The 14,298-nt window shown below is 51.5% G+C and carries 11 protein-coding genes; 8 read left to right on the top strand and 3 right to left on the bottom strand.

Annotated features, from left to right (window positions below; translation table 11 throughout):
• The first annotated feature begins 31 nt into the window (after positions 1–31).
• The 5 genes from urtA to urtE all read left to right on the top strand — a co-directional run bounded on the left by urtA (position 32) and on the right by urtE (position 5,852).
• Positions 32–1,333: an urea ABC transporter substrate-binding protein gene (urtA, locus tag M6D89_RS00795; protein WP_253966127.1), complete on the top strand. Its 1,302-nt coding sequence runs from the start codon at positions 32–34 to the stop codon at positions 1,331–1,333.
• A gap of 87 nt (positions 1,334–1,420) precedes the next feature.
• Positions 1,421–3,040 carry an urea ABC transporter permease subunit UrtB gene (urtB, locus tag M6D89_RS00790; RefSeq protein ID WP_253966126.1) on the top strand — a complete coding sequence of 540 codons (1,620 nt, stop codon included), beginning with the start codon at positions 1,421–1,423 and terminating at the stop codon, positions 3,038–3,040.
• Between the two features lie 29 nt (positions 3,041–3,069).
• Complete coding sequence (gene urtC / locus M6D89_RS00785) at positions 3,070–4,185, top strand: urea ABC transporter permease subunit UrtC (RefSeq protein WP_253966125.1); 1,116 nt, start codon at positions 3,070–3,072, stop codon at positions 4,183–4,185.
• A complete protein-coding gene (gene urtD / locus M6D89_RS00780; protein ID WP_253966124.1) occupies positions 4,182–5,006 on the top strand; it encodes an urea ABC transporter ATP-binding protein UrtD in 825 nt (274 codons plus the stop codon). The genes urtC and urtD overlap by 4 nt, the downstream gene beginning before the upstream one ends.
• A 150-nt stretch (positions 5,007–5,156) precedes the next feature.
• Positions 5,157–5,852, top strand: a complete 696-nt coding sequence (urtE, locus tag M6D89_RS00775; protein WP_253966123.1) for an urea ABC transporter ATP-binding subunit UrtE — start codon at positions 5,157–5,159, stop codon at positions 5,850–5,852.
• A gap of 46 nt (positions 5,853–5,898) precedes the next feature.
• Here urtE and M6D89_RS00770 read toward each other — a convergent pair whose 3' ends face one another.
• A complete protein-coding gene (locus M6D89_RS00770; RefSeq protein WP_253966122.1) occupies positions 5,899–6,768 on the bottom strand; it encodes a LysR family transcriptional regulator in 870 nt (289 codons plus the stop codon).
• A gap of 125 nt (positions 6,769–6,893) precedes the next feature.
• Here M6D89_RS00770 and M6D89_RS00765 point away from each other — a divergent pair, with 125 nt between their 5' ends.
• The 3 genes from M6D89_RS00765 to M6D89_RS00755 all read left to right on the top strand — a co-directional run bounded on the left by M6D89_RS00765 (position 6,894) and on the right by M6D89_RS00755 (position 11,647).
• Complete coding sequence (locus M6D89_RS00765) at positions 6,894–7,394, top strand: lactoylglutathione lyase family protein (RefSeq protein WP_253966121.1); 501 nt, start codon at positions 6,894–6,896, stop codon at positions 7,392–7,394.
• A gap of 509 nt (positions 7,395–7,903) precedes the next feature.
• Entirely contained in the window at positions 7,904–9,583 is a 1,680-nt protein-coding gene (locus M6D89_RS00760; RefSeq protein ID WP_253966120.1) for an endo-1,4-beta-xylanase, read from the top strand.
• 468 nt (positions 9,584–10,051) lie between these two features.
• Complete coding sequence (locus tag M6D89_RS00755) at positions 10,052–11,647, top strand: ABC-F family ATPase (RefSeq protein WP_253966119.1); 1,596 nt, start codon at positions 10,052–10,054, stop codon at positions 11,645–11,647.
• 425 nt (positions 11,648–12,072) lie between these two features.
• Here the strand turns inward: M6D89_RS00755 and M6D89_RS00750 are convergent, their stop codons facing one another.
• A complete protein-coding gene (locus M6D89_RS00750) occupies positions 12,073–12,804 on the bottom strand; it encodes a hypothetical protein (protein WP_253966118.1) in 732 nt (243 codons plus the stop codon).
• A complete protein-coding gene (locus M6D89_RS00745) occupies positions 12,791–14,152 on the bottom strand; it encodes a P-loop ATPase, Sll1717 family (RefSeq protein ID WP_418930348.1) in 1,362 nt (453 codons plus the stop codon). The genes M6D89_RS00750 and M6D89_RS00745 overlap by 14 nt, the downstream gene beginning before the upstream one ends.
• Positions 14,153–14,298: the final 146 nt, after the last annotated feature.

The raw sequence follows: 14,298 nt of genomic DNA, 5'->3' as shown, positions 1-14,298 counted from the left end.
ACATAATGTTTACCATCAACGGAGATTGAACATGAAGCTTAAAAAATTATTAAAATCCATCGGGGTACTGGGCGCGTCCTGTACACTCGCCCTCTCAAGTTTAACCACCAGCGCGCAGGAAGAGGACACCATTAAAGTCGGTGTGCTGCATTCGCTGTCGGGCACCATGGCCATTTCAGAAACCACCCTGAAAGACACCATGCTGATGTTGATTGAAGAGCAAAACAAAAAAGGCGGCCTGCTGGGCAAACAGTTAGAGCCCGTAGTGGTTGACCCCGCCTCTAACTGGCCCCTGTTTGCGGAAAAAACCCGCGAGCTGCTAGCCCAGGAAGAAGTCGATGCGATTTTCGGCTGCTGGACTTCCGTTTCACGCAAATCCGTACTGCCGGTGGTGGAAGAATTAAACGGTCTGCTGTTCTACCCTGTGCAGTACGAAGGTGAAGAATCCTCGCGCAATGTTTTCTACACAGGTGCGGCGCCCAACCAGCAAGCCATTCCCGCCGTGGACTACCTGATGAATGAGCTGGAAGTAAAACGCTGGGTTCTGGCCGGTACCGACTATGTGTACCCACGTACCACCAACAAAATTCTCGCCGCCTACTTGCAGTCTAAGGGCGTAGCCGAAGAAGACATTATGATCAACTACACGCCTTTCGGTCACTCCGACTGGCAGAACATTGTGTCTGACATCAAGCGCTTTGGCAGCTCGGGCAAGAAAACCGCCGTGGTTTCTACCATTAACGGCGACGCCAATGTGCCTTTCTATCGCGAGCTGGGTAATCAGGGTATCTCCGCCGAAGACATTCCTGTCGTAGCCTTCAGTGTGGGTGAAGAAGAGCTGTCCGGCATCGACGCCAAGCCGCTGGTGGGTCATATGGCGGCTTGGAACTACTTTATGAGCGTGGACACCGACGAAAACAACGCGTTTATCGATCAGTGGCTTGAATACATCGGCAACGAAGACCGCGTGACCAACGACCCCATGGAAGCACACTACATTGGCTTTAACATGTGGGTAAAAGCGGTTGAGAAAGCCGGCACCACCGACTCCGATGCCGTTATCGATGCGATTGTGGGTGTTGAAGTGCCCAACCTGACCGGCGGCACCAGCAAAATGCTGCCCAACCACCACATCACCAAACCCGTGTTGTTAGGTGAAATCCAGGAAGACGGCCAGTTCCTGACCGTTTGGGAAACCGATGGTCTGGTAGCGGGCGATGCCTGGTCTGATTACCTGGAAGGTTCTAAAGACCTGAAGTCTGACTGGGTTGAACTGGACTGCGGTAACTACAACACCAAAACCAAAAAGTGTGTAGGCGCTACAGCGGAATAATACTGCTGAGTGCGGGGCGGCATTAGCCGCCCCAACTTTCAGGGCGAGAGCCCTGATCACCCCCTCAAACCTGATAGTGATACAACCATGGCACTTTTAAAAAAATCAGTGTGCCTGTGGATAGCCCTCGGCGCATTTTTATTGACGCTGCCTTCAGCCTATGCACAGTCCCCGGCCGAACCGGATTTTCCCACCCTGGTGGATGAACTCGCCTCGGGCAGTTTAAGCAAACGCGGTAAAACCGTGGAAGCTATTGCCGCCACAAACCACGAGCGCGCGCAGACCGTATTAAAAGCGCTGCTTGAAGGCTCGCTGGAATCTACCCGCAGCGACCCGCGCCAGGTGTTAATCGAAACGGGCACCGACACCTATGTGCTGGCCGCCAATGGTGAGGCCGTTAACGCCGATAATCTGGGCCGCACCAAACGCATTCCCATTCACAACAAATTACGCAGCCAGATTAAAACCCTGCTGGCACAAATGAATTTAAGCGCAGCCGATGCCGACGTTCGCTTGCGCGCTGTAGAGCAGATGATTTCCGACGGCGTTGATGGCGACAGCATTGCTCTGTTGCAACAACTCAAAGCCGACGAAAGCAGCAGCGATGTGCAAGATGCCATGGACGACGCCGTTGCCCTGGCCCAGCTGGAAAGCAGTGACAACGAAACCCGCCTGAACGCCGCGAAACAATTGCGCGGCTCGCTCTACCCCGAGGTTCGAGGTGCGCTGCAAATTGTCGCCGACAACGACAGCGAGTCGAGCATTCGCGCCGAGGCACAGCGCTCGCTGGACTCCATTGACAGCAAGTTGAAAATGTTCCGCTTGGGCGAGAATATCTTTTTCGGTCTTAGCCTGGGTTCGGTTCTGCTGCTGTCCGCCATTGGCCTTGCCATTACCTTCGGGGTAATGGGCGTTATTAATATGGCCCACGGCGAGTTGATGATGATTGGCGCCTACACCACCTGGGTCATTCAACAGGCCTTCCCCAATCAGATCGAATACAGTTTGTTTATGGCTATTCCCGCCGCCTTTGTGGTGTCGGGTTTGGTGGGCATTGCCATTGAGCGAGGCGTGATTCAATTTTTGTACGGCCGCCCGCTGGAAACTCTGCTGGCCACCTTTGGTATCAGCTTGATTTTACAACAGGCCGCGCGCTCTATTTTCTCGCCCTTAAACCGGGCTGTCAGTTTGCCGGAGTGGATGAGCGGTTCGCTGCAAATCAACCCGGCGTTTTCGATTACCTTTAACCGGCTGTACATTTTGCTGTTCGGTTTAATGGTGTTCTTCGCGCTGCTCGCAGTGCTTAAAAAAACCTCGCTGGGTTTAAAGGTACGCGCCGTTTCGCAAAACCGCCCCATGGCCCGCGCCGTGGGTGTGCGCGCCAGCTGGGTGGATGCCATGACCTTCGGTTTGGGTTCGGGTGTTGCCGGCATTGCCGGGGTGGCTTTATCACAACTGACTAACGTAGGCCCCAACCTGGGCCAGGCCTATATCATCGACTCGTTTATGGTGGTGGTATTCGGCGGCGTCGGTAATTTGTGGGGCACTCTGGTCAGCGCCATGAGCCTGGGCGTGATTAATAAATTTATGGAACCCTTTGCCGGTGCCGTGCTGGCCAAGGTTCTGATTCTGGTACTGCTGATTCTGTTTATTCAGAAAAAGCCCAAAGGTCTTTTTCCGCAAAAAGGCCGGGCCGCTGCAGATTGATTTTTACCTAACAGAATTGGAACTGAATTATGCTGACACAACGATTATTAACCAGTGATAAAGGCGGCATGCTGGTGCTGGGCCTGATTGCCCTCACCTGCATTCTGGTGCCTATCCTGAATCTGGCGGTGCCCGAAAGCTCGCCCTTTCACGTCTCAACCTTTGCCGTCACCCTTTTGGGTAAATTCCTGTGTTACGCCCTGCTGGCACTGGCGCTGGATTTAATCTGGGGCTACGCGGGTATTCTTTCGCTGGGCCACGGCGCTTTCTTTGCCCTGGGCGGTTACGCCATGGGTATGTACTTAATGCGTCAGATTGGCGACCGGGGTAAATACGGCGATCCGCTACTGCCGGATTTTATGGTGTTTCTGAACTGGCAAGAGCTGCCCTGGTATTGGCACGGCTTTGATATGTTTTGGTTTGCCGCCTTAATGATTGTCCTCGTGCCGGGAATTCTTGCCTGGGTATTTGGCTGGCTGGCGTTTCGCTCGCGCGTAACCGGCGTTTACTTTGCCATTATTACTCAGGCCCTTACCTACGCCTTAATGCTCGCCTTTTTCCGCAACGAGATGGGCTTTGGTGGCAATAACGGTTTAACCGACTTTAAGGATATCCTCGGCTTTTCCATTACCGCCGACTCCACCCGTATTGGCTTGTTTTTAGCCTCGGGTATTGCGCTCATGCTTGCTTATCTCGCCTGCCGCTATATCGTTACTTCGCGGGCGGGTAAAGTCATTGTCTCGATTCGCGACGCCGAATCGCGCACCCGGTTTTCCGGCTACCAGGTAGAATCTTACAAGCTGTGGTTGTTTGTATTCTCGGCGGTACTGGCCGGTATTGCTGGCGCTCTCTACGTGCCGCAAGTGGGCATTATTAACCCGGGCGAATTCTCGCCGCTTAACTCCATTGAGTTGGTTGTGTGGGTTGCCACCGGCGGGCGCGGAACCCTGTATGGCGCCATTGTAGGAGCGTTCAGTGTGAACTACGGCAAAACCGTGTTTACCACCTTCTACCCCGAAGCTTGGTTGTTCCCCTTGGGCCTGCTGTTTGTGCTGGTCACTTTGGTACTGCCCAAAGGGCTGGTGGGCTTAATCGGTCGCTTCAAAAAAAGTAAAAGCACAAGCAAACAGGAGGAGCAGCCATGAACCCGTTTAAACACGCCCGCAACTGGAGCACCAAAGCGCTGCCCGTTAAAGACCCCAATTTCGGTCACCCGCTGGATACCAGCCACGGCCCCATTTTGTACGTGGAAGACGTGTCGGTGAGCTTTGATGGCTTTAAAGCGCTGAACAATTTGAACCTGTATATCGACGAAGGTGAACTGCGCTGTATTATCGGCCCCAATGGCGCGGGTAAAACCACCATGATGGATGTGATTACCGGCAAAACCAAACCCGATGAAGGCAGTATTTACTTCGGCCAGCAAATCAACCTTCGCGAGCTATCCGAACACCAAATCGCCCGGGGCGGCATTGGCCGCAAGTTTCAAAAACCCACAGTGTTTGAAGCCCTAAGCGTGTACGAAAACCTGGAGCTGGCCACCGCCGGCAATAAGAAATTCTGGTTTACCTTAACCCGCGAGCTAACCGGCGAGCAGCGCGACCGCATCGACGAAGTGCTGCACACCATTGGCCTTGCCCAGTCGCGTTTTAACAGCGCGGGCAATTTATCCCACGGGCAAAAACAGTGGTTAGAGATCGGCATGCTATTAATGCAAAGCCCCCGCGTACTGCTGGTGGACGAACCCGTCGCCGGTATGACCGGCGAAGAGACCGAGCGCACCGCCGAGCTGTTAACCTCGCTAGCAGGTAAGCACTCGGTTATCGTGGTGGAACACGACATGGCCTTTGTCCGCTCCATCGCCCGCAAAGTGACCGTACTGCACCAGGGCTCGGTACTGGCCGAAGGCAGTATGGATCAGGTGCAGAGCGACCCGAAAGTGGTTGAGGTTTATTTGGGGGAGTAGTGATGCGGAACGCGGAACGCGGAACGCGGAACGCGGAACGCGGAACGCGGAACAGAATGATAGGCGCTGAAAGCCTGTAGTCAAACACTGCGCATCTTTTGCGTTCTGCGTTTGGCGTAAAGCGTTCAGCGCTCCAACCGGAGCAACAACGTGCTAAACATACAATCAATCAACCAGTATTACGGCCAGAGTCATATTCTCTGGGACCTGGATCTGGAACTGCCCGAAGGCAGCTGTGGCTGTTTAATCGGGCGCAATGGGGTGGGTAAAACCACCTTGCTTAAATGCGTGACCGGCTTACTACCGATTAAAGACGGACAGATTATTTTTAATGGCAAGGACGTCAGTAAAGCCTCTACCGAAAATCGCGCCCGTACCGGCATTGGTTATGTGCCCCAGGGTCGCGAGATTTTTCCGCTGTTAACCGTGGAAGAAAACCTAAAAATTTCCCTGGGCGCCCGAGGCGATGGCACGAGCAAAATACCGGATTTAATTTACGAGCTATTTCCGGTACTGCAAGAGATGAAACACCGCCGTGGCGGCGACTTATCCGGAGGTCAGCAACAACAATTGGCTATTGGCCGTGCCTTGGTGCTGGACCCCAAGCTTCTGATTCTGGACGAACCCACCGAAGGCATTCAGCCTAATGTAGTGCGTGATATCGGCAATGTAATCCGCCGCCTGAATGAAGAGTTTGGCTTAACCGTATTGCTGGTGGAGCAAAAGCTGCCTTTCGCCCGCAAAGTGGCGGACCATTTTTATATTATGGAACGGGGTAAGGTGGAAGCGACCGGTGCCATGGAAGAGCTGAATGAAGATCTGGTACAGCGTTATTTGAGTGTCTGATGGCTTTTTGCGTCAGATGTCTTAGGTCGGACGTCTGACGCAAAACTTAAAGCCATCGCTTGGCTTCGGCTATGACGGTTTTCATTCTCGCCTGCAGTGGTCGATTTCTAAAACTGCAAAGATAAAGGGTTTCGCTAACTGGTTTAGCAAGATGGTGTACCTTAATTTTCTCGGGCCTATCAAAGGCTTCTACGGCATAGGCGGGCAAGACCGTAAAACCCAACCCCATACTCACTGGCTCTAAGATCAAACCAATCTGGTTTGAGAACCCCTTGCATGGGAAAAGATTAACCTGCTGAAACTCCGGGTAATTCGCTCCCAGCAGTAAGTTGGCGTGATGATTCCCGTCGGGGTGATCGATAAACCCGAGCGTCATCAAGCTAGTCCAATCCGGCTTTTGCATGCTTGTCGGAGTGACCAATAACAGCGATTCCTGAGCAATGGCTTTACCTTCTACCTCGGCCAGGGTCGGCTTTGAAGTCATCAACCCAATATCAACCCGAGACTCCGCAATCGCCTTTTCTACGTCCGGGTTAGGGGCAAACCGGTGATCGATAATAAGCTTGGGGTGCTGGGATTGTAACGCCAGCAAATTCGGGTAGAGCTTTAGCCCCACACTGCCCGGCGACATAATCCGCACACTGCCCTCAAAAGCCGGATCTTCAGCCACACTCTGCTCCAGGTTCGCCAACGCAAGAAGCACACCCTGGGCCTCGGCATAAAGCCTTTCACCGGGCCCCGAGAGCGAGAACTGCTTTCCCTGGCGAACAATTAACTCAACGCCCAGCTGATCCTCCAGCTTACGCAGGTGCTGGCTGACCCCGGACTGCGTCATGTGCAGACGCTCGGCCGTGCGGGTGAAATGCCCTACCTCAACCAGAGTGCAAAAAGTATTTAGCCACACTGCATTAATCATTACAAAAAGTGATACCCCTAAGAAATATTAATAATTTTACCTAATGATTAGCACAATGTAACCTGTTTTTGACTCAAGGGCACCTCTATGAATCCAGAGTTGCTCTTAACACAGGAGAACACCCCATGAGTAACGTTTACCCTAGAAATTTTTCCCACATCGGCATTTCGGTGCCGGATTTAGAGCAAGCCGTAAAATTCTACACCGAGGTCCTGGGTTGGTATTTGATTATGAAACCCACCGACATCACCGAAGACAACAGCGCCATTAGCGAAATGTGCACCGATGTCTTCGGCGCAGGCTGGGGCAGCTTTCGTATCGCGCACTTATCCACGGGCGACCGGATAGGGGTAGAGCTTTTTCAGTTTAAAAACCAGACCAACCCGGAGGATAACTTCGAGTACTGGAAAACCGGCGTGTTTCACTTTTGCGTGCAAGACCCGAACGTGGAAGAGCTCGCGGACCGAATAGTCGCCGCTGGGGGTAAAAAGCGTATGGCAGAACCGCGCTATTATTATCCAGGCGAAAAACCCTATCGCATGATTTATATGGAAGACCCCTTCGGCAATATTCTGGAGATTTACAGCCACAGCTACGAGCTAATCTACGCGGAAGGCGCTTACTGACTAGTGCCTGGGTAAAACCGACGATACAAACCATTATGGTGAAGCGGTTGCATACGATTTTTGGCTAGCCCGTCTGTATGCGGTGCCGCTTTCGCCCTAGCGAAAGCTGATCGCCAATAATACCCGCGAAATATTTTGGCAGACAAATGACTTCGCCTACAACAATCGAACGTCGCTTAGCGCATCTTCCTTTACATTGACCTCGACTATCACTTCCTCCCTGAATATAGCAACCCATTACATATTTCGATTAGAACAAAGCAAACGTGACAGAAAACACAATCCTAAAAACCAAGGCACAAGATCCCTCAAACCACTTAAACTCAAATTGACAATAAGTTGCGGCCACACTTAAATCTTCCCTGCTGTTCGCTAACCGGCCGCCGTAAGCATTTAATAACTCAGAGCGAACGCAGGTCCGTGGTTCTACTTATTTGCTCGGGCTCGCAGGAGGTATCGCGGCAAGAGTTAGCGCAAACTTAGCCCACTACTCTTGAAGGAGTTTAGCCATGACAAATCTAAATAGAATAAATTTACTGTTTGCCGCCTCGGCGCTGGCGACCGCGAGCGCAGCTCACGCCATTACCGACGGCTCCGGCGAGGCCACCATTAGCGTCTCTAACCAATGGGGATCCGGCTACTGCGCCGACGTTAGCATCGCCAATAACGGCAGTGCCAACATTTCCAACTGGACAGTAGGTCTGGGCCTTAATGGCGCCAATATTACCAATCTTTGGAACGGCAACTTAAGCGGCGACAGTGTCTCGCCCGCGCCTCACAATGCCAACATTGCCCCCAGCAGTAGCACAAGCTTTGGTTTTTGCGCCAATGGCAGCGCCACGCCAACACTCACCAGCCTGGAGGTTGAGGGCGGCGGCTCGACCAGTTCCAGCTCTAGCTCAAGCAGTCCCAGCAGCTCTAGCAGTTCGTCTTCTACCGACAGTGGCAGCAACAGCATTACCGTGCGTATGAGTGGCGTGGTGGGCGATGAAAGCGTCAGCCTGGAAATAGGCGGCCAAACCATCGAAACCTGGACGCTCAGCATTGGCATGCTGGACTACACGGTCAACACGGATGCCACCGGCGAGCTGCGCGTTGCCTTTACCAATGACTCGGGTGACCGCGATGTGCAGGTGGATTATGTAATGGTCAACAATGTGACCCATCAGGCCGAAGACCAAGAGGACAATACCGGCGCCTGGGACGGCGAATGTGGCGCGGGTTCATATTCGGAAATGCTGCACTGCAGCGGCTCTATCGGCTTTGGTAATCCGTTTGACGGTAGCTCGTCGTCAAGCTCTAGCAGCTCCTCAAGCGGTAATCCAGGTAACCCTGACTTCCCCGAATTCTTCGTGGGCAATATCACCACCAACGGCAGTGTCAGATCGGATTTTACCCAGTACTGGGACCAAATTACCCCCGAAAATGAAGGCAAGTGGGGCTCAGTAGAAGGCACGCGCGACCAGTACAACTGGGGGCCGCTGGACGATATTTACGATTACGCACGCGCCAGCGGTATACCGGTTAAAGCCCACGTACTCGTGTGGGGCAGTCAGCGCCCGAGCTGGATTGACGGGCTGAGTGCCGCCGAGCAGCGCGCGGAAATTGAGGAATGGATTGTCGATTACTGCGAACGCTACCCCGACACCGAAATGATTGACGTGGTCAACGAGGCCTTACCGTCGCACGCCCCGGCCAACTACGCCGAAAATGCCTATGGCAGCGACTGGATTACCGAGTCGTTCCGTTTGGCGCGCGAGCACTGTCCCAACGCGGTTCTGATTTATAACGACTACAACTTTATGACCTGGGATACCGACGCGATCATCGATATGATCCGTCCCGCGGTTAATTCAGGTTACGTCGATGCGATAGGCTTGCAGGCTCACGGTTTGTATAACCCCCGCGTCTGGAGCGCTCAGGAAATTGAAGACAAGCTGGATCAAATCGCCTCGCTGGGATTGCCTTTGTATATTTCCGAGTACGATATTCAAGAGTCCAACGACCAGCAGCAACTGGAGTACATGCAGACTCACTTTCCTATCTTTTACAACCACCCGGATGTTGCCGGCATTACCCTGTGGGGTTATGTGGTCGGCGCCACCTGGCGCGAAGGCACGGGCCTAATGACCAGCAATGGCCAGCAGCGCCCTGCGATGCAGTGGTTAATGGAGTATTTGAATCGGTAATACTGGATTAGCGATAAAAAGGAAAAGGACTTCCGACGCGAGAGCCCCGCGATAGCGGGGCTTTTTTCGTCAGACGTCTGAGGTCGGACGTCTGACGCAGAAATAAAGCAAACATTTATTGGCTGGTAACCCGCCCTTACAATAAAGCCTGTGGCTGCAATGTTTCATCTGCCTTTATACAATTGAATAACAATAGCCCCTAACACACCGATATTCAGCGCGATAAACAGCGTATTTTCGCCTATGAATGGGTTGCTATTCAAAAAGTTGGGCAGCGCCAAAAGACAGAGCATTGCCAATTAACGCCGCAAACAGGCATACCACCCTGTAGCATATTAGTCATTTATTTACCGTTGATGTATTACCCCACATCTGGGACAATCGCGCGCCTTTGCGATTGCTTAGCCGAACAGGCTTTTACCGTCCTACAGCAACCGCCTACCTATTCTTTCTACCACAGGATCTCCCGTGCTCACTACCGCCAATATCACCATGCAGTTCGGCGCCAAGCCGTTGTTTGAAGACGTCTCGGTTAAATTCGGCAATGGCAACCGCTATGGTCTAATTGGCGCCAACGGTTGTGGCAAGTCCACCTTTATGAAAATTCTGGGGGGCGATTTGGCGCCCAGCGCGGGCAATGTATCGCTGGACCCGGGTGAGCGCATTGGTAAGCTGCGTCAGGATCAGTTTGCCTTTGAGCAATATTCAGTCGTCGATACGGTGATTATGGGTCACGCCGAACTCTGGACCGTTAAAGAAGAGCGCGACCGTATTTACAGCCAGGCAGAAATGAGCGAAGAAGACGGCATTCGCGTCGCGCACCTGGAGTCCGAATTTGCCGAAATGGACGGCTACACCGCCGAGTCGCGCGCGGGTGAGCTGTTAATTGGCCTGGGCATTGGCACCGAGCAGCACTTCGGCCCCATGAGCGAAATCGCCCCCGGCTGGAAGCTGCGCGTGCTGCTGGCCCAGGCGCTGTTTTCTGACCCGGATGTACTGCTGCTGGACGAGCCCACCAACAACCTGGACATTCACACCATTCACTGGCTGAGCGAGACCCTCAACCAGCGCAACAGCACTATGGTGATTATCTCGCACGATCGCCACTTTCTAAACAGCGTGTGCACCCACATGGCGGACGTGGACTACGGCGAAATTCGCCTCTACCCCGGCAACTATGACGACTACATGACCGCCGCCACCGCCGTGCGCGAACGCCAGTACGCCGACAACGCCAAAAAGAAAGAGCAAATTGCCGAACTGCAGGCCTTTGTCAGCCGCTTCTCGGCCAACGCCTCCAAAGCCAAGCAGGCTACCTCACGTGCCAAGCAAATAGACAAAATTCAGCTGGAAGACATTAAGCCCTCCAGCCGGGTAAACCCCTACATTCGCTTTGAGCAAGAAAAGAAACTGCACCGCCTGGCGCTGGAAGTGCACAACCTGAGCAAAGGCTTCGACGAAGGCCCGCTGTTTAAACCCTTCGACCTGATGGTCGAGGTAGGGGAGCGTATTGCCGTCATTGGCGAAAACGGCGCGGGTAAAACTACCCTGCTACGCACCCTGCAAGGGGAGCTAACCCCTGATGCCGGCACGGTAAAATGGTCCGAAAACGTCAACATCGGCTACTACGCCCAAGACCACAGCAGCGAATTTGCCAATAACGAAACCCTGTTCGACTGGATGAGCCAGTTCAAACCCGTTAACGGCGATGAGCAACTGATTCGCGGCACCCTGGGTCGTTTACTGTTTTCCAACGACGACATCAACAAACGGGTACAGGTAATTTCCGGGGGCGAACAAGGCCGCATGATCTTCGGCCGCTTAACCCTGCAAAAGCCCAACGTCATGCTGCTGGATGAACCCACCAACCACCTGGATATGGAATCCATTGAGTCGCTCAACCTGGCGCTAGAGAACTACCCCGGCACGCTTATTTTTGTCAGCCACGACCGCGAGTTTGTCTCGTCACTGGCCACGCGTATTTTGGAGATTACCGATAATAAAATTATCGATTTTTCCGGGACTTATGATGAGTATTTGGCGAGTAAGGGATTGCAGGGGTAGGATTTTCAATTGGATAACTTTTACGTTCAGAGAAGAAATATTTATTTCGCTTTTAATATGCCCGTGTCGCCGGGCGTTGCGAGTTACTTTTTCGGCAAAAAGTAACCAAAAACCTCGCCCAACAACTGGCCCCTCCGGGGTGCCCTCCCTCCAGCCAATTTTAGGGGGCCGTATCGACAGGCCCTCCCTGGCCTGACGATACTTGCGCAAACCTCCTGTTTGCTTACCCCCAAAAATCGGCCTCCGCTCGGCTCAGCCGTAAATGGGCGAAACCCCAGACTGAATCCACTAATAATACTTCGTAGGGCTACAAGACAACTTGCCTAATGGGTGAAACCAGAGCTCTTTGATGCGACGCCAGCTTTTGCGGCAGCAAAAGTGGGTAGCGGGTCAAACGTAAGCTTCGGCGCTTTGTTATGCAACACCTAGATATGCCCCTTGCTTACCAGGAAACCTAAGATTGGACCAATAACGAAGAAGTAAAGCATGGCAACGTTGTAGGCAGTTTTCCCGCTCACTCTCAACGCAACGATCGAAAGTCGGCTGGTGCCAGCCAATAAAAACAACAACGTCAGCGGCATCGCTGAGAACAAGAGAACCGTCATACATGCGATGAATAACGCCATAGCTCCACCAACTAAACTGCTCAAGAGTGCAGCTTCGTATGGGGAATTGACTACTATCCCTAACTTCTCCAGAGGTTGAACCATGGCTTCAAGTAATGCAACATCATTGGGCCCAAGCAACTGAAACGGGAGAATTAACCATGGACCAAGTAGGAACAGACCTACAAACGAAAATTGTTCCCGCACGCTGCTCCGAAAACTCACACCGAAGTGCAGCATAAACCAAAGCACGATGCATGCGCCCGGCAATGCGTTATACATCGACGGTTCGGATGAAGGGCCGAAGATAAGAAGCAAGGCACCCGATACAAGACCCAACGCGCCAACGGCATTACGAATACCCTTAAGCTCCTTCTTATAATTGGCATATGCTCGCCACTTAAGGAAAAACAACCCGGACTTGGAGAGTGTTGCAAGCGCTTTCTCACCCTCAGGATACTTGCCAATATTTGTTGCACCGGCAACCAATCCCGTTGTCAATTGAAGTGTAAAAAAATTGGTTACACACCGCAACTTGTTATGCGCCTTCATGAATTTCTAGAGCATGGCGAAACATTTTATGAACTACGATTTGATTTGCTCTTTTAACTTCACTCTTACTAATTCTGGGCTGATCTATATGAGACCAAATGTAAGTATTCAGGGTGCTTATTTTAATACCGATAACTCCGACGTGATATAGACATATTAATATCTGAGAAACCATATCAGCATCACTAAACTTAGATTCTGCAGAATACATTTGCCGAGCCATTTTTGTACACGGGTCATTAATATCAGCCTCATGAAGCTCCATTGTTATTTCTGAAAGCCTATCGGCAGATAAAGAAGACCTCGTAAACGGAATCTTCAATCCTCTCAGCATTTCCAAGGTGTGCTCCAATGCAGGATAGTACTCAGACCACTCTTCGGTTAATGACTTCAATCTCTTGCTGGAATAAGTCGCCTCAGCGGCAAAAATTGCTCTCCATGATATGCGAGGCCTATCAAATGCCACCCTAAAACACTCATTAGCAAACTGAATGGCATCCCTCGGACGAAACAAGGTGCGCTCAACGATGTAATGTACTGATTCTCCGCTACCGCCTTTTTGTGACCTTGGAAAAACATCATTAAACATTACCCTCTGCTTTGTATACTGCCGCTTATAAACCTCAGCCACTCGAGACGAAAGTAATTTTTTCAGGTCCTCTTTAGACCATGACAGCGGAACCAAGTACGCCTCATACTTCTCCTCTTGAAAACCTGAGTCTCGAGTATTATCAAATACCAAATCTAAAAGGTCTCTTCTTAGAGCGCTCACAATTTTCACTTGAGGTATACGACGTAAACTCTTGGTTTCTTCGATCAAAGCGCGAATAAACCTGCATCGCGTTTCAGTTTCCGCCCAATCCTCGTCTAATTTATCAATCAGTATGTAATAGCGCTTCTGTTTATCTTCGAAGGAATTTTCAGCAAGCAGATCTAAAACTTCGTTCAGTCGCTGTATTTGTATTCCACTAACCACCTGAGTCGCTAACGACTTGATTTCTGTCTTCACTTCTTCATTTAATGATTTCGCCCCTTCAAGCGATATTTCTATATTCTTATATTTTCCGCCGAGTTTGGCCCTAACGTCATCAGTAAATTTTGTAGTGAGTTGTTTAAGCTGCTCATCAGTCTCTAGCCAAAATTTATCTCCCCACTCTTCAAAGTAACTTAAGGCTCGCTCCCTAACCCGATCTTTTGATACTAGGCCGTTTAGCCAGCGAGAGAAACTATCATTATCAGTCTCGCTTCGTAGACCATAACGTAACTTTAGAAGCTCAACTGTAAGAATGTGTCTCCATAAAATTCGATAGAATAAATCCAGTTTAACGCCAAGCTCATTAAAGAACAGAACAATATTCGAATGCTCAAGAAATCTTATGGAAATATCGTTCGGATCTAAGAAACTGGAATGTTCAACTTCAGTTTAAATTTTGTACAGAAGAGCACTTTTCCCTGCACCGGTTCTCCCCAGTATTACTGAAGAAGGAGACTCTA

The organism is Gilvimarinus xylanilyticus, assembly GCF_024195295.1.
Lineage (GTDB): Bacteria > Pseudomonadota > Gammaproteobacteria > Pseudomonadales > Cellvibrionaceae > Gilvimarinus > Gilvimarinus xylanilyticus.
This window is presented reverse-complemented; position numbering and strand designations above follow the sequence as displayed.